The following is a 26,940-nucleotide window of genomic DNA, read 5'->3' on the forward strand; positions in this document are numbered from 1 at the left end:
CATCAACTCCAGCGTCCCGTGCGAGAGATCGGGCCGCTCGCGGCGCAGGCGACAGCCGAACTGCTGGACGCTCGTCAGCCCGGGCTGGGGCCGTCGGTACGGGCGGCGATTGCCGGCCGAGACCGCCGGCGACCCGCTCGCGCTGCAGGAGCTGCCGGCGGTGCTGAGCGGCCGACAGCGCTCGGGCCAGGACCCGCTGTCCGCGCTCCTGCCCCTTTCCGGGCGGCTGGAGGCGGCCTTCGCCTCTGCCATCGAAAGGCCGCCCGCGTGGACCCGAAGGGTGCTGCGAGACCACCCGGCTCCGGAAACTGATGAGGACTCTGGGAAAAGGCTGTGACCGCGGTTCTGTGAACGACGGGTGAGGTTTTGCCTGGTCAGCCCAGCGCTGCGCTCGCCGCACGCAGCTCGTCCAGGGCCGCCAGGGTGTACTCGGCGAGCCCTTCCTTGGCGTCGCGGTCGCCCTCGGACCATTCGGCGTACCCCCGCTTGAACGCGAGGACGCCCAGCTCGCCCGCGAGAGCCGCGGTCGGATCGGGTACGCCGCGGGCGACCAGAGCGACCGTCATCGCGGCCGCGAGGCTGACGCTCTTGAGGGCGTCACGCTCTTGAAGTTCGGCGCTGGCGGCGACGGCCGCCTTCAGACGAGGGGCGAGCTCGCGATTCATGGGGCCCATCGCGCTCGACGCGCGCTCAAGACCGGCAGCGACCGCCTCGAGCGGGCTGGCAGCACCGGGCGCCTCGGCGATCCCCTCGGCCAGCAGCCGGCTCAGCGTCTCCTGTCCGGCCACCAGCAGCTCGCGCTTGTCGGGGAAGTGCCGGAAGAAGGTGCTTTTGGTGACTCCCGCGCGCTCGGCGATCTGCGCGACCGTCGTGGCGTCGTAGCCCTGCTCGGTGAACAGGTCGACGGCGGCCATGACGAGGCGTTCGCGTGCGCCTGGTTCCCATCGACCCATGGGGCCATCGTACGTGATGGGACTCTTGTCCCATCACCCTGCTATGGTGATGGGACAAGAGTCCCATCACTTGGGGGAGAGTTTCATGCGCGTCTTTGTCACTGGTGGTACCGGTCTGATCGGTTCCGCCGTCGTCGCCGAACTGCTCGGCAACGGCCACACCGTTCTCGCGCTCGCCCGCTCCGACGCGTCCGCGCTGGTCGCGGAGGCGGCCGGCGCCGAACCGCTCCGGGGAGGTCTCGCCGATCTGGACAGCCTTCGTGCCGGCGTTGCTCAGGCCGACGGGGTGATCCACTTGGCATTCGCCAACGACTTCAGCAGCCCCGACGCCCTCGCACGGGCGGTCGCCGAGGAAAGTGCCGCCCTCGCTGCCCTCGGCGAGGAACTCGTCGGCAGCGACCGGCCCTTCGTCACCGTCTCGGGTACGCCCTATGTGCCGGGCCGCGTCTCCACCGAGGCGGACCCGCTGCCGACCGACGGGCCGGTCGGTGGTCGCGGTCGCGCGGTCACGGCGGTCCTGGGCTTGGCCGCACGCGGAGTCCGGAGCACGGCCGTACGCATGCCGCGCACGGTTCACCACCAGGGCACGGGCGGGTTCGCCGGTCTGCTGACCGGCATCGCACGCCAGACCGGGGTGTCCGGCTACCCGGGCGACGGCGCACAGCGTTGGCCGGCCGTGCACGCGCTCGATGCGGCAGTTCTCTTCCGTCTCGCCCTGGAGCAGGCGCCGGCCGGTACCGCCTGGCACGCGGTGGCCGACGAGGGAGACAAGGTGAGGGACATCGCCACGGTCATCGGCCGACGGCTGGGCCTGCCCGTCGAGTCGGTCCCATCGGAGACCTACGGTCCTCTCGGCCCGATCTTCGCGACCGACCAGCCCTCGTCCAGCACCCACACCCAGCAGGCACTCTGCTGGGAGCCGAAGCACCCGCGCCTCCTGGAGGACCTGGAGAACATCCAGCCCTGACCGGCGACCGGGGGAAGATCGGGCGGACCGCTGCCGACGTTCACGCCGGCAGCGGAGGACCTCACCTACGTCGGCTCTGTCCGCATCTCCGTGAATCCCCAGGTCAGCGGGGAGAACGGGGGATCGTTTCGCAGGTGATCAGGTGATGATCGGGTGATCGCGGTCCGGGAACGCATGCGCGTGCACTGTCCGGCGGGCGGCCATTCGCACACCCGGCCGGACCACCTGAGCGGTGACAAGGCGTACTCATCAGGCGGCGACCGCCGATATCTGCGGCGTCGGCGGATCAAGCCCACCGTCCGGAACACGGTGACCGGCGGGCCTGTGTATTCCACAGCAGGGGCGTGTGTGGCCGTTTCCGCCGGGGCCGGCTGTCACGCCGATCAGGTTGTCGGGCGGCGGAGCAGCGAGCGAGGCCGCGCATCCAGGATCGCTTCGGCCTCCTCGCTGATGGCCCGGACCACGTCAGCGGCCGGGCGCACGCCATCGACGCAGGACGCCGACTGGCCGTAGATGATCTCACTCGTGCCGGGGTCCGGCGGGGTCCCGAAGGGGTTGGCGCCTTCCTCGGGCCTGAATTCCTCCGCGCGGTCCCGCAGCGTTGATTCGCGCTCCGCCCACTCGTCGGTGAACCGGTTGCGGCGGACGCGTTCACCGATACCCGTCGGCCACGGAAGTCCTGACACGATGTCGTAGGCCCGTGTCCATACGGTGTCGCCGCCGTCGCTCTCGACGATCAGGCGCTTGTGGATGTCGTGCACCTCGACCGCCTCGGGTGTGGCAAGGAATGCCGTGCCCAGCCAGGCGCCGTCCGCACCTGCGGTGAGGACGGCCGCGAGCGTCCGTCCGTCGCCGATGCCGCCTGCGGCCAGCACCGGGACATCGGGGTACCTGCGCACGATCCCGGTCAGGAACGGCAGCAGACCCATCGTCCCGGTGTGACCGCCGGCCTCGTTGCCCTGCGCCACGAGGACATCGGCCCCCGCGGCAACCGCCGCCTCGGCGTCCTCGTAGTTCTGGACCTGGCACATCACCCGGGCTCCCGCGTCCTTGGCCCGGGCAAGCCACGGCTGGGGATCGGCGAACGACAATGCGACGACCGCTGGCCGCTCCTCCAGCGTGGCGTCGAACAGCGGCTCGGTGAAAGGGAGGAACGGCGTGATGAACCCGACTGCGAAGGGCCGGTCCGTCGTGGCGCGGATGGTCGCGATCTCCGCACGGATCCAGTCGGGTCTCTTCCAGGGATGTGTACCCCCGAAACAGCCGAGGCCGCCGGCGGCGGAGACCGCGGCGGCGAGTGTCCCGCCGCTGTGCAGGGCCATGGGGGCCGACATCACCGGATGAGCGAGCCCGAACATATCGGTGAATCTCGTCTGCAACATGGCCGCACAGTAGCGGACTGACGAAGTGCCAAGGGGCGGCATGCCAAGACGGCCGTTGGGTGCCTGAATCGCATGCGACGTATCGGACGCGGGCTGCACTGCCTGGGAAACACCCAGGGGCGCCGTCTCCTTAATTTACGCAGGTCGGCGCGGGCGCGCGGCGGTGGAGACCGGTAACTGGCGACGAACTCTACGGCGGTAACGCGAAACTGCGGGCCGCACACACCCGGCAGGCCAGGTCCCGACACCTCGAACGATTCCTCACGGAGTTGACCCGAGTCGTCATAGTCGAGGGCCGGAACGTCCGACCCGGAGGACGGAGACCACCCTTGAACGCCATCGCTTTCACCGGTGAAGCGGGGCGGATGGTCGCGAAGCTTCAGCAGGAGCCCGGCGGGAACCGCCGTGGCTTCTCTCTTCGGCTTCAAGTGCAGGGGCGCCAAATCCACATCAACGGCGCTCCTCGCCCTCGACGCAGGTGTCGGCGCCTCTCCACATCAGCACTGCCGCAGTGGGGGCGAACTCCCGCCAATATTCGGCCAATGGCCAAAAGCAGGCGGGCCCGTAACTTCGCCTGTGATGTGACGTGCGCCACTCAACTCACTCAGGGGTGGGACTACGGGTAACTAGGCGGTCGGGCGATTGCCTGATTCTTCCCCCCGAGAGAGGAAGGTCCACGCGCATAGGGTCACAGCGGAACGACAGCATCCGTTTTCTCGCGGGAATCCACGTAGACAGCAGGAGGGGCGATCTGATTGGCTCGCGCTGCTGTTATTCGCTTCGCCCATAAATGATTCTTGAGTTTCTTGGGCGGCAACTTGAATGGTTTCCAGAGGGGGATCTCATGACCGTGCGAAGCAAGCATGCGGCAAGAGTCATCTTTTCGGCGGCTGCAGCCAGCCTGGGCATTCTCGCCCTGACTGCTCCGCAGGTCGCGGCAGCCGACCAGCCGGTTCCCAGCATTTCGGTCAAGGCCGACAAGAACGCCAGGGCAATTGCAGCGGAGAATCCCGTCGCAGTCGTAGCTGCCGCAACGGTCTGTGGTACGGGATACAATCTCTACAAGGCCGAGCAGTTGCCCGACGCCTCGCGCCTGGGGACCCTCTTCGTCTACGTCAAGGGATCCAACCCCGCGAGTAATGACGCTCCTACGTGTGCCATCTTCGATAACAACACGAGTGGCGCGAAGTGGATGAAGCTCAAGCTCTGCTCGAACTACACGGCAGAGGGCTGTGCGAGTGACGAGGGCAACTTCAGCGAGTATGCAGGACCTGTCTACCGCGCCCACGGCGGTTGCGGCACGGTCACCGCGCTGATGAAGAACAGCTCAAGCTCAAGCACATACCTCGTCAACGCCGTTCGAGACTCGACGAACTGCAACTAGGCAACGCTGCACGAATCGCAAGCCCGGGATTCCATGCCGTCTCACTGCGTGGAATCCCGGGCGTACTGCTGATCTCGGCCGACCCCTTCACCTTTAACCGGGGCCTTTGAGAGGCAACCGAAGGCTGCTGTATGAAGGTGATCGGGATGGGAAAGAGTACGCAGGCTTTGCGTGCAAATGCCGGATGAAGCCCCGCCCCGGGCGGAGGGGCCCCGCCGTGCCTTGACCAGGCACGGGAACGGCATCAACAGATAACCCGGCGCGGTTCCAGTGAAGGGCGGCACAGTCGCCAAACTCGGCAGCTGCCCCAACTCGAAGCCTCGCTCGCCGATGGTTTCTGCCATGGTGCGTACACGGCCGGTCGGCGACCGGAGCCGAACGCCATGTCGCGCCATGCCGTGACGTGCTTGCCAGGCATCGGCGACCGGTCCGGCCGCCGACGCACTCGCCGTTCTTCCTCACGCTGGATGAGCTGGTTGCCGCCTCGCGCGGTCAGCTCTCCGCGTCAGTCCTCCGCGTGGTCAGTTCTCCGCGCGGTCAGCCGTCCGTGCGGGCGGGCAGCCGCCATCCCGGGCGCGGGAAGTGGCAGGTGTACCCATCGGGGTAACGCTCCAGGTAGTCCTGGTGCTCGGGCTCGGCCTCCCAGAAGGGGCCGACCGGCTCGACCTCGGTGACGACCTTGCCCGGCCACAGTCCGGAGGCGTCCACGTCCGCGATGGTGTCCTCGGCGATCCGCTTCTGCTCGTCGTCCACGTAGTAGATCGCCGAGCGGTAGCTGAGACCGATGTCGTTGCCTTGGCGGTTCTTGGTGCTCGGGTCGTGGATCTGGAAGAAGAACTCCAGGATCGTGCGGAAGTCGGTCTTCTCGGGGTCGAAGTGGATCTCGATGGCCTCCGCGTGGGTGCCGTGGTTACGGTACGTCGCGTTCGGCACGTCACCCCCGGTGTATCCGACCCGGGTCGCTGTCACGCCCGGGAGCCGACGGATCAGGTCTTCCATCCCCCAGAAGCATCCGCCCGCCAGTACGGCCCTCTGCGTCTGCGCTGCCATTTTCGGCCCCTCCAATGTCTGTCGCCTCGGTCACTCGGGCTGCTCGGCTCGCACACCGGCGGCATCCCATGCCCTTGGCTTCATCAGCGCGTGAGGGGTCCAAACAATTCCGCGCCGGCCCGTCCCGCCGGTGATCAGCCGGGGCTGGGGCGCCGCCGCAGCCTGCGGAAACCGTCCCGGGGCGGTGGCTACGTCACCGCGAGATCCCGTTTTTAAGTTAATTAGCAATTAATATTGACAGGCCTGAGGGGTCTGGGCACAGTTTCCGCCGTGGCACCGGCGCCCAGGCACGATCGGAGCGGGGTGCCCCGTACCCCCAACTCTCGGGAGAATTCAGTGGCTTCGCATCGTGCAGGGATGGCGCGACCGCGGCGGACCGCGGTGGTGCTCGGTGCCGTGGTGCTGGTCGGGTCGGCGGTTCCGGCGGCACACGCCGCGGACGACCAGGGCGCGCCGCAGTACTACGACAGCGGTCTCGCCTCCACGCCGTACATGGGATGGAACACCTACTACGGGCTCGGCGCCCCGACGGAGGACCAGGTCAAGAAGGTCGCCGACCACCTCGTCAGCAGCGGGCTGCGCGACAGCGGTTACGACATCGTCTGGCTGGACGGCGGTTGGCAGGCGGACCAGCCGCGCGATCCGCAGACGGGCAGGCTCGTGGCCAACCCCACCCGCTTTCCCTCAGGCATCCCCGCGCTGGTGACGTACCTCCACAAGCGGGGCCTCAAGGTCGGCATCTACACCGACGCGGGTGAGTACGACGGCGGGAAGTGGTGTGGCCTGGGCAGCCGCGGTCACTACGAGCAGGACGCCCGCCAGTTCGCCGGGTGGAAGGTCGACGCCATCAAGGTGGACTTCCTCTGCGGCATCGGCGCCGGGCTCGATCCGGGCCCCGCTTTCAAGGAGTTCAGCGACGCCGTCGCCAAGTCCGGGCGGAAGATGCTGCTCAATCTGTGCAACCCGCTCACCGACGACTGGGGCATGCCGCACACCCCGGAACAGGACGCGCACAACACCTTCGTCTACGGCCCGACGACCGCCGACTCCTGGCGTACCGGCACCGACCTCGCCTGGGGCACCCCGACGGCGGGGGAGTGGCCGAACATCCTGCGCAGCATGGACGCCAATGCCTGGCACCCCGAGGCCCAGGGTCCCGGGCACTGGAACGACCCGGACAACCTCATCCCGATGCGCAAGCTCGCCGAGGGCGGCTACGAGCTGACGGAGGAGGAGTCCACCACCCAGTTCGTGATGTGGGCCGAGATGGCCTCGCCGCTCGTGCTCGGCAGTGACCCGCGCACCCTGGGACAGTCGATGATCGACACCCTGCGCAACCCCGAGATCATCGCCGTCGACCAGGACCCGCTGGGCATCCAGGGCGTCCGCGTGGCGACCGACTCGGTCGGCGACGTCTACAGCAAGGTGCTGCAGGGCGCGGGCAAGCGGGCGGTCGTCCTGCTCAACCGTTCCGACCAGGCGCAGGACCGCACGGTGACCTTCGCGGACGCCGGCCTCGCTGGCGAGGTCGCGGTGCGTGACCTGCGGGCCCGTGCCTCGCGCGGCACCTTCACCGGCTCGTACACGGTGCGCGTCCCCGCGCACGGCACGGCCTTCCTGAGGCTGACCGGCACCGACGAGGCCCCTGGCGCGCAGCTTCCCGGCCGCTCGTCGGCGAGTCCGGCCCTGGTGCGCGACGGCGACACGCTGACCGCCTTCACCCGCGGCACGGACGGCGCGCTGCGCGCGCAGACCGCGCGCGGTGGTGACTGGGCCACGTCCCGGACCGCCGATCTGGGTGGCCCGACGGGCGGCCGCATCCTGGGTCAGCCCGCGGCATACGCCTCGGCCGGGGGACGGATCGACGTCTTCGTGCGCGGCACCGACGACACCGCCTACCGGCGCGTGTACGCGGACGGGCACTGGGGGCGCTGGCAGAGTCTCGGCGGGACGCTGACGGACGCGCCGACCGCGGCCTTCGCGGGACCGGACGACTGGACCCTGTTCGGGCGCGGTGCGGACGGCAAGGTGTGGTCGCGCGGCCCGGCCTCCGGCTGGACCTCGCTCGGCGCTCCGCAGGGCCGGCCGTTCTACGGACGTCCGTCGGCCGTCGTCGACGACGCCGGACGGCTGCACGTGGCCGTGCGCACCCCCGACGACTCAGTGTGGTCGCGGACCCGCGACACCTCCGGCACCTGGTCGGACTGGACGGCCCTCGGCGGCACGACCAGTGGCAGCCCGACCCTGGTGGCCTCCGGAGGTACCGTCCATCTGTACGCGCGGGCCGGGGACTACACGCTCTGGACGCGCAGTTGGACCGCCGACGGCGGCTGGGCCGGCTGGAGCAAGGACACCGACTTCGTCAGCGGTGCCTTCGACGGCGCGCTCGGTGCCGTCGCCGGGCCGGACGGCGGCGTACTGGCCGCCTACCGCGGGGTGGACGGCCGCGTCCACCAGGCCGGGCTCTGAGCTCCGCGCGCTCCAGAACACCCAGAACCAACAGGTGTGCCTCCGGGTGTTGTTCGGCTTGGAGGCACACCCTCCAAGAAATAAATTAGTAATTAATCTTGACGGTGCTCGGACCCCTGCGGCAGGCTGTGCCTGCCGCAGGCAGAGCCGGGCCGTCAGGGGGCCTCAGCTCCGTTCCGTGGGCACTTAGGGAGTGCATAGATGACCGCGTTCAACGCCAACCGCCGCAGATTCCTCGTAGGAGCCGGCGCAGTCGGTGCCGGCGCGCTGCTCAGCAGCTGCGTCACCCAGAGTCCGTCCGCCTCCGGAGGAAAGTCCGGCGGCCCGGTGACCCTGCAGTCCAACCTCTCCTCTCCGCAGGCCAAGACCGCGTTGCAGGCGATCGTCGCCGCCTTCGACAAGCGCGGCGACACCAGGGCGCAGCTCAACACCGTCGCGTCCGAGACCTTCCGTACCCAGCTGCCGACCTACCTCACGTCGGCCAACCCGCCGGACGCCTACACCTGGTACCCCGGCTCCGTGGCCGAGTCGTACGCCAAGAAGGACCTGCTCCTCGGTCTGGACGACCTATGGGAGAAGCCCGAACTCGCGGGCTACTCCGACGCGCTGAAGAAGCTGTGCACCTCGGCCTCCAGTGGCAAGAAGGTCTTCGTGCCCACCAGCTACTACTGGTGGGGCATGTTCTACCGGAAGTCCAACTTCGCCAAGTGGGGCGTGAAGGAGCCCAAGACCTGGGACGAGTTCCTCGACCTGTGCGACAAGCTCAAGAGCAAGGGCGTCGCCCCGATCGGCCTCGGTGCCGGCGGCGACACCCCGTGGGTGGCCTCCGCCTGGTTCGACTACCTCGACATCCGCGTCAACGGCGCCAAGTACCACCGCGAACTCCTCGCGGGCAAGCACCGCTTCGACGACCCCGAGGTCCGCAAGGTCTTCGACACCTGGGACCAGGCCCGGCCGTACTTCGACCCCAACGGCACGGCGATCCCCTTCCAGGACGCCACCACCGCCCTCCTCCAGGGCCGCACCGGCATGATGCTCATCGGTACCTTCTTCGCCGACGCCGCCCCCAAGGACGCCCTGGGCGACCTGGACTTCTTCCAGTTCCCCATCATCGACCCGAAGGTGCCGGTCGCCGAAGAGGCGCCCACGGACGGCTACTTCGCCAGCGCCCGCACCAAGCGCGCCGACGGCGTCAAGGAACTGCTGCGCTACCTGGCCTCCGCCGAGGCGCAGGAGCTGTACCTCAAGAACTCCTCCGGCACCGCGCTGCCCACGCACCCGGACGCCAAGGACGCCGGCACGCCGCTCGTCCTCAAGGGCCGCAAACTCATCGAGAGCGCCACCGACGTGACGCAGTTCTTCAACCGGGACTCCAGCGACGCGCTCCAGCCGACCGCCGACACGGCGCTCGTGCACTACCTGGCCAAGCCCAAGGAGATCGGCTCCATCCTCACCACGTGGCAGCGCAGCGCACAGAAGATCTGGAGCCAGTGACAATGGCTTTGATCGGCTCCACACGACGGTCCAGGGCCACTCGGGTGCCCCCGGTGGTCCTGGCCTTCGTCCTCGTCCCGCTGCTCGTCGAGGCGTTCTGGGTCTTCTGGCCGGCCCTCCAGGGCTTCTACCTCTCCCTGACCTCTTGGGACGGTCTGTCGGCCCCGAAGTTCGTCGGCCTCGGCAACTTCAGCGAGATGGTGCACGACGAGGTCTTCCGCACCGCCGCGGTCAACACGGTGCTGTGGCTGCTGCTCTTCGGCGGGCTGTCCGCCGCCCTCGGGCTCGGTGCCGCGCTGCTGCTCCAGCAGGAGCGGCGCGGCATCGGCTTCTACCGGGCGGCGCTCTTCCTGCCGGTGGTCTTCTCACTGGTCGCGACCGCGCTGGTGTGGCAGGCCATGTACCAGCCGGACGGCCTGATCAACAACGTGCTGGAAGCCATCGGTCTGGGCGGCTTGAAGCACGCCTGGCTCGCCGACCAGGACACCGCCTTCTACGCGGTGATCGTGCCCGCGCTGTGGCGCCAGGTCGGCTACGTGATGGTGCTGTACCTGGCCGGCCTCAAGGGCATCGACCCCGTGCTGTACGAGGCGGCGAAGGTCGACGGCGCCACCCGCCTGCAGCAGTTCCGGCACATCACCCTGCCGCAGCTGCGCAGCGTCAACGCGGTCGTCCTGTCGGTGATCGTCATCGACTCGCTGCGCTCGTTCGACGTGGTGTGGGCGCTCACCCGCGGCGGCCCGTACCACTCCTCCGAACTGCTGAGCACCTACATGTACTCCACCGCGTTCCAGTCGCTGCGCCTGGGATACGGCTCCGCACTCGCCGTCGTCATCTTCGTGCTGGCCTTCGGCGTCATCGCGAGCTACCTCGTGCGCGCCTTCCGGGAGGCCGACTCATGACCGCCACCCACGCCACCACGGACCTCAAGGACGCCGAGGGCCCGGCGGGCCGGCCCGGCCCGGTCGAGGTCGCGGCGCCCCGCCGCCCCGCCCTGAGCGGCCGCGCCCTGCGCACCGCCGGCTTCCACCTCTCCGCGGGCCTGATCTCCGCGGTGTGGCTGCTGCCGATCGCCCTCGTCCTGGTCACCAGCACCCGGACGTTCGACGACATCGCCGCGCACGGCGTCGGCAGCTGGCCGCACTCGTTCACCTTCGACAGCTTCCGGCAGGCGTGGGTGGACGGCGGTCAGCAGCGCGCCCTCATCAACAGCATGCTGGTCACCATCCCCACCGTGGTGCTCTCGCTAGGCCTCGCGTCCATGGCGGCCTTCGCGCTCAGCCGCTACGACCTGCCCTTCCGGCGCGTCCTGCTGCTGCTCATGCTCGGCGGCAACCTGCTGCCCCCGCAGATCCTGCTGATCCCGGTCTCCAAGCTCAGCGAAATGCTCGGCATCTACGACCAGTTGTACGCCCTCATCGGCGTGCAGGTCGGCTTCGGCGTCGGCTTCTACGTCTTCGTCCTGCACGGATTCATGCGGGCGATCCCCGGCGAGATCCAGCAGGCCGCCGTCATCGACGGCGCGAACCCGTGGCAGATCTACTGGCGGGTCATCCTGCCGCTGGCCCGCCCGGCGCTGGCCGCGCTGACCGCCCTGTCGTTCACCTGGATCTTCAACGACCTGCTGTGGGCCATCACGGTGCTGCGCACCGACTCCCAGATGCCCATCACCGCCTCCCTCATCGGGCTGCAGGGCCAGTACGTGTCCATGTGGAACGTGATCGCGGCCGGCTCGGTGATCGCCGCCGCCCCGACGGTGGCCGTCTTCCTCCGCTTCCAGCGCCACTTCGTGGCCGGACTGAACCTCGGAGCCGTCAAGTGACCGTGCACGACCGGTGGCTGCTGCGCACCGACACCACCACCTACGCAGTCACCCTCGGCGGCGACGACCGCTGGGCCGAACTCGCGGCCTGGGGGCCGCACGGCGTCGAGGACGGGCCGTCGCCCATGGACTGGTCGCGGCGCACTCACTTCATCGTGCCCGCCGACGCCGCCCCGGCCGAGTACATCCCGTACGGGCTGCGGCCGTTCACCGGCGCCGACCTGGTCGCCTCCCGTCCCGGCGGCGACCGCGGCAGCTGGTGGCGATTCACCGGCGCCACACAGGACGGCGACCGGGCGCTGCGCCTGGAGTTCGCCGACGACGTCCTCGGGCTGCGTACGACGCTCCGCTACGAGACGGTGCCCGGCACGGACGTCGTGCTGCGCTGGACGGAGCTGACCTGCACCGGCGAGACCGAGGTACGCCTGGAGCGCTTCGACTCCGCCGCCGTCAATGTGCCCGTCCAGGGCGGCGCGCGGATGACGTACCTGGCCGGACAGTGGTCGCAGGAGTTCCAGCTGAAGCACGTGGAGCTGGAGCGCGGCCGCTTCGAGATGGAGAGCACCCAGGGCTCGGCCGGGCACGCCTACCACCCCTGGCTCGCGGTCCAGGACGCCGCCGCCCCCGCCGAGGGCGCCACCCCCACGTACGGCATCGCCCTGGAGTGGTCAGGCAACTGGCGGATCACCGCCGACGCCGAGCCCGGCGGCGCCGTACGCGTACGCGCCGGCCGCGTGCCCCACGAGGGCGCGGTCCGCCTCGCCCCCGGCGCCACCCTCGTCACACCCCGGCTGGCCTGCGCCTTCAGCCCGGACGGGCTCGACGGGCTGGCCCGCGTGTGGCACCGCTACGAGCGGTACCTCACCGGCGACCGGATCCACCGGCGGCGCAGGGTCCTCTACAACTCGTGGGAGGCGACCGGCTTCGACGTCGACGCCGCAGGGCAGCTGGAGCTCGCCAGGACGGCCGCGGACCTGGGCGCCGAACTGTTCGTCGTCGACGACGGCTGGTTCACCGGGCGCGCCGACGACACCGGCGGTCTCGGCGACTGGGATCCGGACCCGGTCGAATTCCCCGGCGGGTTCGACCGGTTCGTCGAGGACGTCCGCGCCCTCGGCATGGACTTCGGCCTCTGGGTGGAGCCCGAGGGCATCAGCCCCCGCTCCAGGCTCTACGCGGAGCACCCCGAGTGGGTGTACCGGATCGAGGGCCGGCCCGCGACGCTCGTACGCAACCAGCTCCTGCTCGACCTCGGCCGCGAGGACGTCCAGGACTTCGTCATCGGCACGCTCGACCGGCTGCTCGGCTCGTACGCCATCAGCTACCTCAAGTGGGACATGAACCGGCCGCCCACCGAGCGCGGTCGCCCCGGCCACCCGGCCGGTCCCGACCCCGAGCTCCAGGACCTCGACGCCGCTCACGCCGCCGGCTACCTGCGCGTTTTGGACCACCTGCGCACCGCCCACCCGCACGTCACCGTCGAGGGCTGCGCAGGCGGTGGCGCCCGCGTCGAGCACGCCACCCTCGCCCGCACCGACGTGATGTGGCCCAGCGACAACACCGCGCCCATGGACCGGCTGCGCATCCAGTACGGCTATCTCCACGCGCACGCCCCGCACACCATGAGCTCCTGGGTCACCGACGCCCCCGGCGTCTTCGACCCGCGCCCCCGCTCCCTCGCCTTCCGGTTCGTCAACTCCATCGCCGGAGTCCTGGGCATCGGCGCCGACATACGCCACTGGACGCCGCAGCAGCGCGCCGAGGCCACCGAGTGGATCGCCCGCTACAAGGAAGTCCGCGACATCGTCCACCACGGCGAGGTGAGTCTGCTCGGCAGCCCCGCCGACCCGACCTGCGGCATCCAGTACGAGGAACCCGGCGGCGCCCGACTGGTGGTGACGGCCTGGAACACCGGCCCGCTCGACGGCGCGCCCCTGGTGCCCGGCCGGGCCGCCCGGCTCCGACTGCGCGGCCTGAGACCGGACGCCGGCTACACCGACACCGCGACCGGCATCCGCTACAGCGGGGCGTACCTGCTCCACTCGGGGCTGCCGTTCGCCTGGACCGCCGGACACGACGCGGAGCTGACCGTGCTGGCCCGGCAGTGACGACGACGGAAGAATTCGCCCCACCCCTCGAACATCTGCACCCCACCTCCCTCTCGAACAGGAGACGACCCACCTCATGAACCCAGCCGCCCGCTTCACCAACCGCGTCGCCGTCGTCACCGGCGCCGCGTCGGGCATCGGCGCGGCCACCGCGGCACGCCTCGCCGCGGAGGGCGCGGCCGTCGTCCTGGTCGACATCGCCGCCGAACGCGGCGAGGAAGCCGCCGAGCGGCTGCGCAAGGACGGGGCCCGGGCCCTCTTCGTCGCCGCCGACGTCGCGAGCGAGGACGACTGGCAGCGAGTGATCACCGCCGCTCACCGCTTCGGGCCCGTGGGCGTCCTGGTCAGCAACGCGTACACGGTGGCGGTCGCACCGGCCCACGAGACCAGCCTCGCCTCCTGGGAACGGCAGCTCTCGGTCAACCTCACCGGCGCCTTCCTGGGCGTCAGGGCGACACTGCCCGACCTGCGCGAGCACCAGGGCGCCGTGGTGCTCATCTCCTCCGTCCACGCCCACCGGGGGATCCCCGGCCACCCGGCGTACGCGGCGAGCAAGGGAGCGCTGCTGTCGCTGTGCGGTCAGCTCGCCGTCGAGTACGGCCCCGGGGTACGGGTCAACGCCGTACTGCCGGGACCGATCCTGACCGCCGCCTGGGACCGGGTCCCGCAGGCCGAGCGCGAGCTCAGCGTCGCCGAGACCGCGGCCCGCCGCTTCGGCACCCCCGAGGAGGTCGCCGCCGCCGTCGCCTTCCTCGCCGCCGACGAGGCCTCCTACATCACCGGATCGAGTCTGCTCGTGGACGGCGGCTGGAGCGTCAGCAAGGCCTCCGCGTGACGGGACCGACCGCTCCAGCCACCGACCGACCAGCAAGAAAGGCAAACACATGACGCCATACGCGCGCCGCGGAGTGCACGGCCAGACCGTGGAGACCCTTGCCCGCCGGGTACTCAGCGGCGAGATCCCCGAGGGAGCGACGCTCGACATGGCGGCCCTGCAGAGCGAACTGGACGTCAGCCTGACCGCCCTGCGTGAATCCCTCAAGGTGCTCGCGGCCAAGGGCATGGTCGACGCCCGGCAGAAGCGCGGCACGTTCGTACGGCCCCGCTCCGACTGGAACCTGCTCGACGCCGACGTGCTGCGCTGGCAGTTCTCCGAGAGCAGCGGCACCGGCGCCGACCCCGCGCTGCTCCGCAACCTCGGCGAGGTCCGCGGCATCATCGAACCCGCCGCCGTGCGGCTGGCCGCGGCCCGCCGCACCGACGCCGACCTCGAGGCACTGGAGGCGGCACTGACCGCGATGGGCCAGGAGGGCGGCGCGAGCGACGCCGTCGAGGCCGACCTCGCCTTCCACCGGGCGCTGCTCGCGGCCACCCACAACGAACTGCTGGAACGCATGGAGATGGTCATCGAGTCCGGCCTGGCCCAGCGCGATCGGCTCGTGCACAGCGCCCCCCACAGCGAGGACCCGGTCCCCAGCCACCGCGCCGTCCTCGACGCCGTGCGCGACCGGGACCCCGACGGCGCGGAACACGCCATGCGCGCCCTGCTCGACCAGGCGACGCGCGACCTCGACAAACTCAGCGGTCCGTCCGCGCCCGAGGGCGCGGACGGCTCCACCCACGAGAAGGACGGTCAGGCACAGTGAAGATCGCGCGCGTCGAGACCTTTCTCGTCCCGCCCCGGTGGCTGTTCTGCCGCATCGAGACCGACGACGGGGCCGTCGGCTGGGGCGAGCCGGTGGTGGAGGGCCGGGCCGAGGTGGTCCGGTCGGCCGTCGAGGTGCTGGCGGAGTACCTGGTGGGCCAGGACCCGCTGCGCATCCAGGACCACTGGCAGGTGCTGAGCAAGGGCGGCTTCTACCGGGGCGGCCCGGTCCTCTCCAGCGCCGTCGCCGGCATCGACCAGGCCCTGTGGGACATCGCGGGCCGCGCCCTCGGGGTGCCGGTGCACACCCTGCTCGGCGGCCCGGTCCGCGACACCGTCCGGGTGTACGCCTGGGTCGGCGGCGACGAACCCACGCGGCTCAAGGAGGAGGTCACCGCCCAGGTGGAGGCCGGCTTCACCGCCGTCAAGATGAACGCAGCCGGGCGCACCCCGCCGATCGGCAGCCCCGCAGAGACGGCTGCCGTCGTCGAGCGCGTGGCGGCCGCCCGCGAGGCCCTCGGCCCGCACCGCGACGTCGCCGTCGACTTCCACGGCCGCTTCAGCGCCGCCAACGCGCGCCGCGTACTCCACGAGATGGCCCCGCTGCACCCGCTGTTCGTCGAGGAACCCGTCCTGCCCGAGCAGGCGCACCTGCTGCCCGGTCTGGTCGCCGCCTCGTCCGTGCCGCTGGCCACCGGCGAACGGCTCTACGGGCGGGCCGACTTCCTCCCGGTGCTGACCGCGGGCGTCGCCGTGGCCCAGCCGGACCTGTCGCACGCCGGAGGGATATCGGAGGTCACCCGGATCGCCTCGCTCGCCGAGACCTTCGGGGCCCACCTGGCGCCGCACTGCCCGCTCGGTCCCATCGCGCTGGCCGCCAGCCTCCAAGTCGCCTTCGCCACACCCAACTTCCTGATCCAGGAGCAGAGCCGGGGCATCCACTACAACAAGGACGCCGACCTCCTGTCCTACCTGGTCGACACCGAGCCCTTCCGCTTCGTCGACGGCCAGGCGCACCGCACCGGACTGCCCGGACTCGGCATCGCCGTCGACGAGGTGGCGGTCCGCGCCGCCGACCGGTCCGGCCACGCCTGGCGCAACCCCGTCTGGCGGCACGTCGACGGCTCCTTCGCCGAATGGTGAGCGCCACGCGGTTGCCCGTCCGCGTCGCCACCGACCCGGACCACGGCGGACGCTGGACGTCACTGACCGCCGGTGGCCGCGAGTGGCTGTGGCACCGCGACGAGCCCCGCCGCCGCGTGGTCCGGCCCGGTGACCCCTTCGCCGACGCCGGCGGCCTGGAGGAGTGCGTGCCCACCGTGCGCGGGCTGCCCGACCACGGGGACGCCTGGTCGCGGCCCTGGCGGAGGGCGGGGGAGGAGGACGTCGCGGAGTGCCCCGACTTCCGCCTGATCCGGCGCATCGGCGAGCGAGGGGACGCGGTCGTCGCCGACTACACGCTCGCCGCCGAGCCCGGCTACCGCTTCGTGTGGGCCGCCCACGCCCTGCTCGACCTCTCCCCGGCCGCCCGGATCGGCGTCGTCGGACCGGCGGCGACCCGGCTCTACCCGGACGAGGGCGACCGCTGGGTCGCCGGCAACTGGCCCGGCGTCGACGGCGTACCGCTGGACCGGCTCGGCCCGGACGACGGGAGCGCCGTGGGAGCGGTCGTCCTCACCTCCCGGGTGTCCGTGCACGACGGCGCCGACACGCTGCACCTGTCCGTCGAGGCCGCCGGGCAGCCCGTCGCCGTCGCCCTCTGGCGCAACCTCGGCGGCTTCCCCCAGGGCGCGCCGTACCGCTCGATCGGCGTCGAGCCGATGCTCGGCCGCGTCTTCGACCGCGCCGCGGCGGCCCACGGCGACACCGCCACAGTGCCGCCGGCCGGCGAGGTCACCTGGCGGCTCACCGTCACCGCGACCCGCCGCCCTTGAACCACCGTCACCAGAAGGGATCCAGGATGAACCTGCTCGCCGAGCTGCGCGCCCACCGGCTGCTCGCCATCGTCCGCGGCAGCGACCCGGACGCCGCGCTGACCACCGTACTCACCCTCGCCGAGGAGGGCGTCACCCTCATCGAGGTCTCCCTCTCCGGGCGCGACGCGCTCGACGTCATCGCGCGGGCCCGCACCGCGCTCGGCCCCGACGCGACGCTCGGCGCCGGAACCGTGCTCAGCTCCGACGACGCCAGGGCCGCCCAGAAGGCCGGCGCCGCCTTCCTCGTCACCCCGGGGGTCAGCGACGGCATCGCCACCGGGCGGGAACTCGAACTCCCCGTGCTCGCCGGCGTGATGACGCCCACCGACATCCTCCAGGCACAGCGGCTCGGCGCCGACGCCCTCAAACTCTTCCCGGCAGGCAGCGCGGGGGGCCCCGGCTATCTGCGGGACCTGCGCGGACCCTTCCCGGACCTGCCCTTCGTACCCGTCGGGGGAGTGGACGCGGCGGCAGCCGCCGACTACCTGCGCGAGGGAGCCATCGCCGTCGGCGTCGGATCGCCCCTGATCGGCGACGCCGCCGAGGGCGGCGACCTCACCGCCCTGCGTGAGCGCGCCCGCGCGTTCCTGGACGTCGTCCGCGCGGACACCCGCCCGTGACCGCCCCCGCGGTCCTGGGGAGGGACCGCCTCGAACTGGGCGAGGGCATCCGCTGGACGGACGGCCGCGCCGTGCTGACGGACATCCTCACCGGCCGGCTGCTCGCCGTGCCCGACGGACCCGACGCGCCGCTCGCCCCGATCACCCGACTGCCCTGCCCGCTGGGCGCCGTGGCACCGGTGGAGGGGCACCCCGGCCACTGGATCGCGGCGGCGGGCACCGGCATCTGCCGCATCGACCCCGCGGGCCGCGTCGACTGGATCGCGCGCCCCGAGGAGGACGCACCCGTGCCGATGCGGATGAACGACGGCGTCGCCGACCCGCACGGCCGCTTCTGGGCGGGCAGCATGGCGTACGAGGCCACCCAGGACGCGGGCTCCCTCTACCGCGTCGACCGCGACGGCCGCGTCACCCGCGTCCTGCGGGACGTCACGATCCCCAACGGCCCGGCCTTCAGCACCGACGGCACCGTCATGTACCTCGCCGACAGCGCACGGGGCGTCATCCGCCGCTATCCGGTCGACCCCGTGACCGGCGACCTGGACACCCCCGAACACTTCGTCACCCTCGGCTCCGGCAGCCCCGACGGCATGACCACCGACATCGAGGGCTGCCTGTGGACCGCCGTCTGGGGCACCGGGCAGGTCCACCGCTACCGCCCCGACGGGGGCCTCGACCGGATCGTCGACCTGCCCGCCGGACAGCCCGCGGGACTCTGCCTCGGTGGCCCCGACGGCCGTACGCTCCTCGTCACCAGCGCGCACATCGGCCTGCCCGTCCCGGGACCCCTCGACGGCGCCGTCTTCGCGCTCCGGGTCGACGTTCCCGGCGCCCCGGCCGCCCCGTACCGCCCGGCGGTCCCCTCCGTTCTGGCCCCGGCGGACCGCGCCGACACACCCTAGGAAACCCACCATGAGCACCTACCGGCCACTGCGCCCCGGCCCCGTGGTCTGCGTCGGCGAGACCATGGCAGCCCTCGCCCCCGACCCCCTCGGGCCGTTGGACGGCGCCGACCTGCTGCGCGTCGACATCGCGGGCGCCGAGTCGAACGTCGCCCTCTACCTCGCCGACCACGGCATTCCCGCCCGCTGGGTCTCCGCGGTCGGCGACGACCCCTTCGGCCGTCGCGTCCGCGCCCGGATCGCCGCAGGCGGCGTCGACGTGAGCGGCGTGCGCACCGACCCGCAGCGGCCCACCGGACTGCTGCTCAAGGACCCGGGCCCGCGCGGGCACGGCACCCGCGTCCACTACCACCGCGCCGGATCAGCCGCCTCGGCCCTCACCCCCGACGTGCTCGACGATCCGGCGGTGGCGGGCGCCGCACTCGTCCACCTCAGCGGCATCACCCCCGCCCTGTCGCCCGGCTGCCGCGCCCTCGTCGAACGCGCGCTGCGCCCCGACCGACCGTGGCCCGTCAGCTTCGACGTCAACCATCGCCCCGCGCTGTGGGACGGCCGCTCCGCCGCCGACGTGCTGCGGCGGCTCGCAGACCGGGCCGACATCGTGCTCGTCGGCCTCGACGAGGCCCAGGCCCTGTGGGGGGACGAGATCACCGACGCCGAACGGGTCCGCGAACTCCTGTCCGGCCCGCACGTGCTCGTCGTGAAGGACGGAGACCGCGCCGCCACCGCCTTCGTGGGGACCGCTGCCCACAGCGTGCCCGCCCTGACCGTGCGCGTCGCCGAGCCGGTCGGCGCCGGCGACGCCTTCGCCGCCGGATTCCTCAGCGGTCTGCTGCGGCAGCTGCCCGTGGACCGCGCCCTGCGACTGGGCCATCTGACCGCGGCCTCGGCCCTGAGAGTCGCCGCAGACCACGGCCCGCTGCCGGACCCCGCCCTCGTCGCGGCGCTCCTGGACGCCGACGAAGATACCTGGCGGGTCGCCGTGATCGACTGATTTCTCCGGACAGGAGGGTCCGGGGTGCTTCGAGTGCAGGGCTCAGCGCAGGATGTCGTCCTGATGTTCCGCTGCCGACACTTCCTCAGCGGCGGATTCCATAGACCCGCAGGTTGCCGGAGTGAATAACTAGATAGTTACTTGCTAGGGTGGCACGCATGCCGCAGGACTCCAGTGCCACTAAGGCCCGGCTGCTCGACGCCGCCTTCAGAGAATTCGCCGCCTACGGCATCGCCGGCGCCCGAGTGGACCGCATCGCGGAGGCCGCGGGGGCGAACAAGCGGCTGATCTACGCCTACTTCGGCAACAAGGAGCAGTTGTTCGACCAGGTGTTGCGACAGGCAATGACGGCGGGAGCCGAGTCGGTGCCGTTCGACGTCGAGGACCTGCCCGGATACGCCGGCGCGATCTTCGACCACCTCGTCGCCCGGCCGGACCTGATGCGCCTACGCCTGTGGAAACTACTGGAGCGCCCCTCCGTCACCGGACTCGAACCGGACGCCTTCCGGCGCAAGGCCACCGAAGTGGCCGACGCGCAGCAGCGTGGCGAGCTCGCCCAGGGGATGGAGCCCGCCGATCTCCTGACCATGGTTCTCGCCGCGGCCCAGGCGTGGTTCTGGGCTGCCGAGGACGTCGGCCCCGAGGAGGTCAGCCAGTCCTGGTCGCCGCGGCGGCTGGCCCTGCACCGCTCGGCGGTCGTCGAAGCCGCCCGCCGGATGAGCGAGCCGAAGGCCGCCGACGAGTAGCGGCCCCCTGTGGGCACGCACGCACGCACGGCGCATGGCGGGTGTGTCCCTCAGGTCGGGAAGCGTTACGGCAGTCGCGGGTACGCCTTTCTGCATGACCTGCATGACCTGCATGACCTGCATGACCTGCATGACCTGCATGACATCGACAACGGCGTCACCGTCGACCGCGTCACCGCCAGTGAGGAAGGCATCCGGTCGGGCGTCGGGCGGTCGCGGACCCGCCACGGCCCAGTCGCCTCATCGACTGTCCAGCTCGGGCGGCGGGACGATCTGCCGCTTGAGGATCTTGCCGGTCGGCCCCTTCGGCAGCGCGTCCGTGATCCATACCTTCCGCGGATACTTGTAGGCGGCGACCTGATGCTTTACGTACTCACGCAGTTCTTCGGCCGTGGTTCGGGCGCCCGGCTTGAGAACGACCGCCGCACCGACCTCCTCACCGAGATCGGCGCTGGGCAGGCCGATGACCGCGGCGTCGGCGACCGCCGGATGCTCGTACAGCACATCTTCGACCTCGCGGGGGTACACGTTGTAGCCGCCTCGAATGATCACGTCCTTCGTCCGTCCGATGATCCAGAAGTACCCGTCCTGGTCGACCCGGCCGATGTCGCCGGTGTACAGCCAACCGTCCCGGATCGTGGCGGCGGTCGCCTCGGGGCGTTGCCAATACCGCTTCATCACGTTGTGCCCGCGGATCGCGATCTCGCCGCTTTCCCCGTGCGGTACCTCCCTGCCGTCGGCGACCACCCGCATCTCGACGCCCCGGATCGGGGTGCCGACCGAACCGGGCTTGTGCCCGGCCTGCAAGGTGTTGAACGAGGCGACGGGCGAGGTCTCCGACAGTCCGTACCCTTCGAGCACGACGCAGTCGAACGCGGCCTGGAAGTCGTGCAGCACCTGGGCCGGCATGGCCGCGCCACTGGTGACGGACACGCGCAGCCGGGAGACGGGGTACGCGTCCCGGTCGGGCTCCCGCACCAACCTGCTGAACACCGTCGGCACCGCGGCGAAGACGCTCACTCCGTGCTCGCCGAGGATTCCCAGTGCCTTCCCGGCGTCGAAGCGCGGCAGCAGGGTGAGGCACGCGCCGGAGACGACGGCCGCGTTGAGGGTGCAGGTCTGTCCGAACGCGTGGAATAGGGGCAGCCCACCGAAGATCACGTCGTCGGCGGTGAGCTGGACCAGCTCGTTGGCCACGATGTCGCAGTTGCGGGTGAGGTTGGCGTGGGTCAGTTCGGCGCCCTTCGGCTCACCGGTCGTTCCCGAGGTGTAGAGAATCACCGCCGTGTCGTCCTTGTGCCGGTCGGCCAGGTCCTCGACGGACGGGGCGGACGTGAGCAGAGAATCGAATGCGCCAGGACTGACGACGACCACCTCGCCTTCGGCCTGCTGCGCACCGGCCCGCGCCTCGTCGGCGAAGGCGTGCCAGGCGAACAGGAGCCGGGCGCCCGAGTTGCTGAGGTAGTAGGCGACCTCGCGGGACTTGAGCAGGGGGTTCATCGGCACGACGATGCCGCCGGCCCTGAGTACGCCGAAGTACACGAGAGCGAACTCAGGGACGTTGGGCAGCATGATCGCCACTCGGTCCCCGGGTTTCACGCCATGGTTGCGGAGCAGTCCGGTCATGTGGGCGCTGCCCTGGTCGAGCGTGCGATAGGACACGACGGCGTCCTCGAGACGGAGCGCGGCGCGATCCGGATGAGTCCGGGCGCTGCTCACCAAGCGGGATGCGAGGTTCATGCCAGCTCCTCTCCTCGACTCTCTGGGTCTTTCGGCCGCGCAGCCCCTTGAGTACCTCGGCTCGAAGGCTCCTTCGCGTCAGCCCCCCGTGAAATGCACCGGTGATGCCGCCACTGGCGACGGAAGCGCGCAGCTTCTCCGCCGCCGGGGCTGGTGTCAGCGGCCCTGCCAGTGCGGTGAGCGCCTCTCGGCGAAGGCGTGGGCGCCCTCCTGGGCGTCGTGGGACGCCAGGACCGGGGCGACGATCCGGTCCTGCTCGACAAACGCGTCGTCGTCGCTGAACGCTCGCCGCTCGTTGACGACGCGTTTGATGGCTGCCACGGCCAGGGGCGCGTTGTGCGCGATGCTGGTGGCGAGTTCCAGGGCCCGGTGCAGGGCCTGGCCCGGATCTGTGAGGTGGTTGACCAGGCCCAACCGCTCTGCGCGTTCGGCGGGCAGCGGCTCGCCGGTCAGCAGTAGCTCCAGGGCTATGTTGCGCGGGATGCGCTCGGGCAGGCGAACCATGCCCCCTTCGGGTGGCACGATGCCGTAGTGGACCTCGGTCTGACCGAAAGTGGCGTTCCGCGCGGCCACGATCATGTCGCAGGCGAGCGCCATCTCGGTCCCGCCGCCCAGCGCGTAGCCCTCGACGGCGGCGATGAGCGGGGTCTTGATCCGGGCGCGGGTGATGCCGGCGAAGCCCCGTCCTTCGACGATGGGCTTGTCTCCGGCCGCGAAGGCCTTGAGGTCCATACCTGCGCTGAAGACGCCGCCGGCCCCGGTGAGGATGCCGACCAGGAGGTCGTCACGGGCCTCCAGGTGATCGACGGCAGCCGCCAGGGCCCTGGCGGTGGCGCCGTCGATGGCGTTGCGAGCCTTCGGCCGGTCGATCGTGATCACGAAGATGCCGTCGGTCTCCTCAGTTCGTACGGTCGGCGTGTCGTTGGCCGTAGTCATGATGGTGTTTCCCTTCTTCCGTCGCGTTGCCGAGTCGCGGCTTCAGCCGACTGCTTCGGCCTTGCGCAGCTCCTCGATTCCGGCGGCGTCGAAGCCGAGGTCGCGGAGCACGGACTCGGTGTGTTCGCCCAGGTCGGGGGCCGGGGCCGGACGGACCTTCTGTTCCTGGTCCAGTCGGACGGGGCTGTCGACGGTCAGGTGCGGGTCGTCGCTGCCGTCGTGGATCGGCACGAACACCCGGTTGGCGAGGAACTGGGGGTCCTGGGCGCACTGTTCGAGCGTCCGGACGACCCCGTACGTGAGGCCTGCGGCGTCGAGGACCTCGCGCCACTCGGCCAGGGAGCGAGTCGCGAACGTCCTGTCCAACAGGGTAACGATCTCGGCGGCGTGGGCGCGACGGCTCGGGGTGTCGGCGTAGCGCGGGTTCTCCGCTGCCTCGATGACTGATGGCCTTGAGGAGGAGCGGGACCTGCTTGTCCTCGTTGACGAAGACGAGGACGATCCAGCGGTCGTCCGCCGTGCGGTACATGTCCACGAGTGCGTTGGGCGGGACGGACCGGTCGATGGGGCGGGGAGACGGGCATCCTCAATTCGGTCCGGGCCGAGAGGTGTTCCGCGCGTCGTGAACGGGTCACCAGCCGTTGTGGTCCAGGTGGACCACAACGGCGTGCCCTGGCGGAACGGGAAGAAGACGAGGCTTCGACGAGGCGGTTGTACTGAACGTCGTACACGACCAGTCCTGGACGACTGGATTTGCCAGCACGTTGCGCAGACGGCCCGCCGTGCGTTCGCCGATCTTGCCGGCGTCCTCGCGGGCGCGATCCACGATGCCTAGGCCGCAGGGGAAGTGGCCGACCATGTCGACTGCTCGGCTCTGGGGTATCTGCTGCTGAGCGTCATCAGAGGCATCGATTCCCTTGCCAAGGCGGATGCCGACGCCACGACGCTCGAGCAGGCAAGCCGGAATACAGCCGATGTGCAGGCACACCCCGCCCCAGAAACGACCCTCCACGATGGCCGTACGAAGCCCCAGCTGCGCAGAGCGGATGGCAGCCACATATCCGCCGGGACCGCACCGAGGACGACGACATCGAAGTCAGTGTCCATCCCATCTCTCCATTGGCGTCGGATGGCCTTGGGTAATCCCGCCGTCGCTGTTCACGGCGCTGGATCCAGGAGCTCCACAGGGCCGGACAACGCCGCGCGCACCCGGCGGGAGACCTCATCGACCAGTACCTCGGGCAGGTCGCGGCTGATCGCGTCCATGGTCTGCGCCGCCACCTCCGCAGCCGGCACTTTCGGCACGTCGAGACCCGCGGTGGCGTCGGTGTCCACAAGGCCCACATGCACCCCGACGACCAGTGTCCCCTGCTGTCGCAGACCAACGCGCAATGCATTGGTCAGCGACCACTCAGCGGCCTTCGACGCCGCATAACTGGGCCACGGCTTGTTCACCCGCCACGACGCCACCGACAGCATGTTGACGAGAGTTCCGCCGCCGTTGGCCGCGAGCACCGGAGCGAAGGCCCGCGAGACCGCCCAGGTGCCCAGGTAGTTCACCTCCAGCTCGCGCCGCGCGCCCTCCAGAGATCCCTCCAACAGGCTCGGCCCGGCCTGGATGCCGGCGTTGTTGATCACGATGGTCGCGTCGGACGCCGCCACCGCCGCAGCCGCGATCTGGTCCTCGTCGGTGACATCGAGACGCAGCGTCTCGACCCCCGGCTCACGGACGCTCTCGGGGTCGCGGACACCCGCGTACACCTTGGCTGCGCCCCGGGCGAGCAGAGCACGGGTGAAGGCGAGTCCGATACCCCTGTTCGCGCCGGTCACCAGCGCGACCGATCCTTTGACCTCCATGGCCGGACACCTCGTTTTCGTAAGTTGCCGCCGTGCCGAGAGAACCGCGGACTCCCTATCTGGACACCTCCAGCCAAGGGATGGGTAGGCGGGCTGCAGCTTGACTCTGCACTCCGCAAGCCCATGGCGCCCCTTCCAAGAAGGCAGCCACGCGACCAACACAGCCCGAACATCGGCACCGCTCGCCGTCTGACGAGTAACCGGGGACTCAACCCAGGGTTTCGCATCAGAAACGGCACCGCATCACGTGGAGCGCGTGGTCCCGGCGCGGTTGGTGACCACGAGCTACTGGCTCGGCCAGGTGAGCAGCGCGCGGGGGGCCAGGCCACTATGCCGGCCGGCCTCCGAAAGGCTGAGGTCCAGTACTTCGGGCGTGAGGAACCGCGGACACGACCCCGCCGCCGGTTTCTGGCACCGACCCCCACGCCGCGGACAGCTCCGTTGCTGGTGAAACCACTCCGCACAAAACCGTCGGTCGGCGGACTCGCCCCCGTCGTCCCGTGCTGTGCGTAGTCGCTGCGGCTGCACCACATGGTCTGGCCGCATCAAGGGCCTATTTTTCCCGCCGACCAGATCTGCTTCGTGCCGTCAACTCACGTGACCTCGTGCGCGAACAAAGAGTAGTCGCGGTGCTTGCAGGCGGCGTCGTGATGCGTCGCCGAACGATAGAGAGCGACGGTGCTTTCCGGGAGCACATTACGCCCGTCAAGACAGCGTGCGAACAGGTGTTCCGGACTTCCATGCGGCGATGTCCTCGACCGCGTCCCGATAGAAGACCTCATACAGATCCCGACTTACGTAGCCGATATGAGGTGTCACCACAGCGTTGCTCAGTGAACGCAGAGGGTGATCGGCCGGAAGGGGTTCGCGATCGAAGACATCCAGCGCCGCTGAACCGATCCTCTTCTCGGCCAACGCCCTCAGTAGCGCCGCCTCGTCCACCACGGGCCCGCGCGAGGTATTCACCAAAATCGCCGTCGGCTTCATGAGGCCCAGTTCGCGCTCACCGACGAGCCCTCGAGTGCGCTCACTGAGTACTACGTGAATGCTCAAGACATCGGAGCGAGTGAACAATTCGTCTCGCGAAACGTATGTCGTTCCTTTCGCCTGCGCGTCCTCGGGTGTCAGGTTCTTGCTCCAGGCGATGGTCTGCATGCCGAAAGCGCGCCCAATCTCCGCTACCGCAGTCCCCAGTCGCCCGAGGCCCAGAACTCCCAGCGTGGCACCCCTGAGGCTCACCCCCAGCCCCTCTTGCCATCCACCTCGGCGAACGGAGTCCACCTGTTGTGGTATCAGGCGTGCTGCGGAAAGGATGAGCCCCCAGGTGAGTTCAACCGTCGGGTACGAGAAATACCCCGTACCGCACACGGTGATACCCGAACGGTGTGCGGCATCCAGATCGATTGCCGCGTTGACCGGCCCGGTGGTGACGAGCAACTTCAGACGTGGCAGTCTTTTCAGGGTTGAGGACGGAAAGGGGGTCCGCTCTCGCATGGCCACCACGACCTCATACTCGGCGAGCGCCGCCACCACCGCCTCCTCGTTTTCGAAGGCTTCAGTGAAGACATATATCTCGGCGTGGAGCGAATCCCAGTCGGCCAGGCCCAGCGCAACGCCCTGATAGTCGTCCAGAATCGCGATTCTCATGCGGAATCCTCCCGTTTTTGCCCATCGGGCCGAAGTTTCGGTGGGCGGGGTTTGAACTTCCTGACGCGGCTGGTCCGGCGAGGGCGGGGGAGCCGCGTCCAGCCGCCCGCGAGGGGAAGGAGGCGAACGGGCGTCCGGAGAAGACCTTTCGACGCATTCCAGGTTCACACGCTACGGACTGTCGCGTGAGGCGAGGACGGGTCAGGCCACCGCGCCGCTTGCCAGGCCACCGCACCGATGTCATCCGT

At 70.2% G+C, this 26,940-nt stretch carries 23 protein-coding genes and 2 pseudogenes; 16 read left to right on the top strand and 9 right to left on the bottom strand.

Features of this window, described 5'->3' with window-relative positions; all coding sequences use genetic code 11:
- Positions 1-374: 374 nt before the first annotated feature.
- Complete coding sequence (locus ACZ7M2_RS28935) at positions 375-953, bottom strand: TetR/AcrR family transcriptional regulator (protein ID WP_471597756.1); 579 nt, start codon at positions 951-953, stop codon at positions 375-377.
- Between the two features lie 85 nt (positions 954-1,038).
- On the opposite strand from ACZ7M2_RS28935, the gene ACZ7M2_RS28940 reads away from it, so the two are divergent.
- Complete coding sequence (locus ACZ7M2_RS28940) at positions 1,039-1,920, top strand: SDR family oxidoreductase (protein ID WP_471597757.1); 882 nt, start codon at positions 1,039-1,041, stop codon at positions 1,918-1,920.
- A gap of 150 nt (positions 1,921-2,070) precedes the next feature.
- Positions 2,071-2,291, top strand: a pseudogene (locus ACZ7M2_RS28945) (hypothetical protein); the annotation flags it as partial.
- A 12-nt stretch (positions 2,292-2,303) separates the two neighbouring features.
- Here the strand turns inward: ACZ7M2_RS28945 and ACZ7M2_RS28950 are convergent.
- A complete protein-coding gene (locus ACZ7M2_RS28950) occupies positions 2,304-3,344 on the bottom strand; it encodes an NAD(P)H-dependent flavin oxidoreductase (RefSeq protein WP_471597758.1) in 1,041 nt (346 codons plus the stop codon).
- An 802-nt stretch (positions 3,345-4,146) separates the two neighbouring features.
- Here ACZ7M2_RS28950 and ACZ7M2_RS28955 point away from each other — a divergent pair.
- Positions 4,147-4,686: a hypothetical protein gene (locus ACZ7M2_RS28955; RefSeq protein ID WP_471597759.1), complete on the top strand. Its 540-nt coding sequence runs from the start codon at positions 4,147-4,149 to the stop codon at positions 4,684-4,686.
- A gap of 537 nt (positions 4,687-5,223) precedes the next feature.
- Here the strand turns inward: ACZ7M2_RS28955 and msrA are convergent.
- Entirely contained in the window at positions 5,224-5,736 is a 513-nt protein-coding gene (gene msrA / locus ACZ7M2_RS28960; protein WP_471597760.1) for a peptide-methionine (S)-S-oxide reductase MsrA, read from the bottom strand.
- 357 nt (positions 5,737-6,093) lie between these two features.
- Between msrA and ACZ7M2_RS28965 the strand changes: the two genes are divergently transcribed.
- From ACZ7M2_RS28965 to ACZ7M2_RS29025, 13 genes are all read left to right on the top strand, one after another.
- The gene (locus ACZ7M2_RS28965; RefSeq protein ID WP_471597761.1) at positions 6,094-8,205 is read left to right on the top strand and encodes a DUF8189 domain-containing protein; all 2,112 of its coding nucleotides are present in this window, start codon (positions 6,094-6,096) and stop codon (positions 8,203-8,205) included.
- A gap of 201 nt (positions 8,206-8,406) precedes the next feature.
- Positions 8,407-9,699 carry an ABC transporter substrate-binding protein gene (locus tag ACZ7M2_RS28970; protein WP_352047541.1) on the top strand — a complete coding sequence of 431 codons (1,293 nt, stop codon included), beginning with the start codon at positions 8,407-8,409 and terminating at the stop codon, positions 9,697-9,699.
- 44 nt (positions 9,700-9,743) lie between these two features.
- The gene (locus ACZ7M2_RS28975; RefSeq protein WP_471597762.1) at positions 9,744-10,601 is read left to right on the top strand and encodes a carbohydrate ABC transporter permease; all 858 of its coding nucleotides are present in this window, start codon (positions 9,744-9,746) and stop codon (positions 10,599-10,601) included.
- The gene (locus ACZ7M2_RS28980) at positions 10,598-11,521 is read left to right on the top strand and encodes a carbohydrate ABC transporter permease (protein ID WP_471597763.1); all 924 of its coding nucleotides are present in this window, start codon (positions 10,598-10,600) and stop codon (positions 11,519-11,521) included. Before ACZ7M2_RS28975 ends, ACZ7M2_RS28980 begins: the two co-directional genes overlap by 4 nt.
- A complete protein-coding gene (locus ACZ7M2_RS28985; protein WP_471597764.1) occupies positions 11,518-13,629 on the top strand; it encodes an alpha-galactosidase in 2,112 nt (703 codons plus the stop codon). The genes ACZ7M2_RS28980 and ACZ7M2_RS28985 overlap by 4 nt, the downstream gene beginning before the upstream one ends.
- A 76-nt stretch (positions 13,630-13,705) precedes the next feature.
- Complete coding sequence (locus tag ACZ7M2_RS28990) at positions 13,706-14,464, top strand: SDR family NAD(P)-dependent oxidoreductase (RefSeq protein WP_352047544.1); 759 nt, start codon at positions 13,706-13,708, stop codon at positions 14,462-14,464.
- A gap of 49 nt (positions 14,465-14,513) precedes the next feature.
- Entirely contained in the window at positions 14,514-15,275 is a 762-nt protein-coding gene (locus ACZ7M2_RS28995; protein WP_403692091.1) for a FadR/GntR family transcriptional regulator, read from the top strand.
- Entirely contained in the window at positions 15,272-16,417 is a 1,146-nt protein-coding gene (dgoD, locus tag ACZ7M2_RS29000; RefSeq protein ID WP_471597765.1) for a galactonate dehydratase, read from the top strand. The genes ACZ7M2_RS28995 and dgoD overlap by 4 nt, the downstream gene beginning before the upstream one ends.
- Positions 16,411-17,208, top strand: coding sequence for a hypothetical protein (locus tag ACZ7M2_RS29005; RefSeq protein ID WP_471597766.1), 798 nt, complete (start codon positions 16,411-16,413; stop codon positions 17,206-17,208). Before dgoD ends, ACZ7M2_RS29005 begins: the two co-directional genes overlap by 7 nt.
- 26 nt (positions 17,209-17,234) lie before the next feature.
- A complete protein-coding gene (locus tag ACZ7M2_RS29010) occupies positions 17,235-17,870 on the top strand; it encodes a bifunctional 4-hydroxy-2-oxoglutarate aldolase/2-dehydro-3-deoxy-phosphogluconate aldolase (RefSeq protein WP_471597767.1) in 636 nt (211 codons plus the stop codon).
- Entirely contained in the window at positions 17,867-18,772 is a 906-nt protein-coding gene (locus tag ACZ7M2_RS29015; RefSeq protein WP_471597768.1) for an SMP-30/gluconolactonase/LRE family protein, read from the top strand. The genes ACZ7M2_RS29010 and ACZ7M2_RS29015 overlap by 4 nt, the downstream gene beginning before the upstream one ends.
- A 10-nt stretch (positions 18,773-18,782) precedes the next feature.
- On the top strand, positions 18,783-19,766 hold the full coding sequence (locus tag ACZ7M2_RS29020; protein ID WP_471597769.1) for a sugar kinase: 984 nt from the start codon (positions 18,783-18,785) through the stop codon (positions 19,764-19,766).
- Between the two features lie 158 nt (positions 19,767-19,924).
- Positions 19,925-20,512, top strand: a complete 588-nt coding sequence (locus tag ACZ7M2_RS29025; protein ID WP_471597770.1) for a TetR/AcrR family transcriptional regulator — start codon at positions 19,925-19,927, stop codon at positions 20,510-20,512.
- A 240-nt stretch (positions 20,513-20,752) separates the two neighbouring features.
- Here the strand turns inward: ACZ7M2_RS29025 and ACZ7M2_RS29030 are convergent, their stop codons facing one another.
- The 6 genes and pseudogenes from ACZ7M2_RS29030 to ACZ7M2_RS29055 form a co-directional block, all read right to left on the bottom strand.
- Positions 20,753-22,252, bottom strand: coding sequence for a long-chain-fatty-acid--CoA ligase (locus ACZ7M2_RS29030; RefSeq protein ID WP_471597771.1), 1,500 nt, complete (start codon positions 22,250-22,252; stop codon positions 20,753-20,755).
- 156 nt (positions 22,253-22,408) lie between these two features.
- Entirely contained in the window at positions 22,409-23,188 is a 780-nt protein-coding gene (locus tag ACZ7M2_RS29035; protein WP_471597772.1) for a crotonase/enoyl-CoA hydratase family protein, read from the bottom strand.
- Between the two features lie 42 nt (positions 23,189-23,230).
- Entirely contained in the window at positions 23,231-23,851 is a 621-nt protein-coding gene (locus tag ACZ7M2_RS29040) for a CoA transferase (protein WP_471597773.1), read from the bottom strand.
- Positions 23,852-24,131: 280 nt separating this feature from the next.
- Positions 24,132-24,295 (bottom strand): annotated as a pseudogene (locus tag ACZ7M2_RS29045) (FAD-dependent oxidoreductase); the annotation flags it as partial.
- A gap of 51 nt (positions 24,296-24,346) precedes the next feature.
- A complete protein-coding gene (locus ACZ7M2_RS29050) occupies positions 24,347-25,045 on the bottom strand; it encodes an SDR family oxidoreductase (protein WP_471597774.1) in 699 nt (232 codons plus the stop codon).
- A gap of 705 nt (positions 25,046-25,750) precedes the next feature.
- Complete coding sequence (locus ACZ7M2_RS29055; RefSeq protein WP_471597775.1) at positions 25,751-26,692, bottom strand: D-2-hydroxyacid dehydrogenase family protein; 942 nt, start codon at positions 26,690-26,692, stop codon at positions 25,751-25,753.
- Positions 26,693-26,940: the final 248 nt, after the last annotated feature.

The sequence above is a fragment of the Streptomyces sp. NPDC111507 genome (assembly GCF_055638955.1).

What these genes read in the sequence shown, in the direction of transcription:
- ACZ7M2_RS28935 (WP_471597756.1), bottom strand. Translation starts at nt 953, where the DNA reads ATGGGTCGATGGGAACCAGGCGCACGCGAACGCCTCGTCATGGCCGCC.
- ACZ7M2_RS28940 (WP_471597757.1), top strand. Translation starts at nt 1,039, where the DNA reads ATGCGCGTCTTTGTCACTGGTGGTACCGGTCTGATCGGTTCCGCCGTC.
- ACZ7M2_RS28950 (WP_471597758.1), bottom strand. Translation starts at nt 3,344, where the DNA reads ATGCCGCCCCTTGGCACTTCGTCAGTCCGCTACTGTGCGGCCATGTTG.
- ACZ7M2_RS28955 (WP_471597759.1), top strand. Translation starts at nt 4,147, where the DNA reads ATGACCGTGCGAAGCAAGCATGCGGCAAGAGTCATCTTTTCGGCGGCT.
- msrA (WP_471597760.1), bottom strand. Translation starts at nt 5,736, where the DNA reads ATGGCAGCGCAGACGCAGAGGGCCGTACTGGCGGGCGGATGCTTCTGG.
- ACZ7M2_RS28965 (WP_471597761.1), top strand. Translation starts at nt 6,094, where the DNA reads ATGGCGCGACCGCGGCGGACCGCGGTGGTGCTCGGTGCCGTGGTGCTG.
- ACZ7M2_RS28970 (WP_352047541.1), top strand. Translation starts at nt 8,407, where the DNA reads ATGACCGCGTTCAACGCCAACCGCCGCAGATTCCTCGTAGGAGCCGGC.
- ACZ7M2_RS28980 (WP_471597763.1), top strand. Translation starts at nt 10,598, where the DNA reads ATGACCGCCACCCACGCCACCACGGACCTCAAGGACGCCGAGGGCCCG.
- ACZ7M2_RS28990 (WP_352047544.1), top strand. Translation starts at nt 13,706, where the DNA reads ATGAACCCAGCCGCCCGCTTCACCAACCGCGTCGCCGTCGTCACCGGC.
- ACZ7M2_RS28995 (WP_403692091.1), top strand. Translation starts at nt 14,514, where the DNA reads ATGACGCCATACGCGCGCCGCGGAGTGCACGGCCAGACCGTGGAGACC.
- ACZ7M2_RS29005 (WP_471597766.1), top strand. Translation starts at nt 16,411, where the DNA reads ATGGTGAGCGCCACGCGGTTGCCCGTCCGCGTCGCCACCGACCCGGAC.
- ACZ7M2_RS29010 (WP_471597767.1), top strand. Translation starts at nt 17,235, where the DNA reads ATGAACCTGCTCGCCGAGCTGCGCGCCCACCGGCTGCTCGCCATCGTC.
- ACZ7M2_RS29020 (WP_471597769.1), top strand. Translation starts at nt 18,783, where the DNA reads ATGAGCACCTACCGGCCACTGCGCCCCGGCCCCGTGGTCTGCGTCGGC.
- ACZ7M2_RS29025 (WP_471597770.1), top strand. Translation starts at nt 19,925, where the DNA reads ATGCCGCAGGACTCCAGTGCCACTAAGGCCCGGCTGCTCGACGCCGCC.
- ACZ7M2_RS29030 (WP_471597771.1), bottom strand. Translation starts at nt 22,252, where the DNA reads ATGAACCTCGCATCCCGCTTGGTGAGCAGCGCCCGGACTCATCCGGAT.
- ACZ7M2_RS29035 (WP_471597772.1), bottom strand. Translation starts at nt 23,188, where the DNA reads ATGACTACGGCCAACGACACGCCGACCGTACGAACTGAGGAGACCGAC.
- ACZ7M2_RS29050 (WP_471597774.1), bottom strand. Translation starts at nt 25,045, where the DNA reads ATGGAGGTCAAAGGATCGGTCGCGCTGGTGACCGGCGCGAACAGGGGT.
- ACZ7M2_RS29055 (WP_471597775.1), bottom strand. Translation starts at nt 26,692, where the DNA reads ATGAGAATCGCGATTCTGGACGACTATCAGGGCGTTGCGCTGGGCCTG.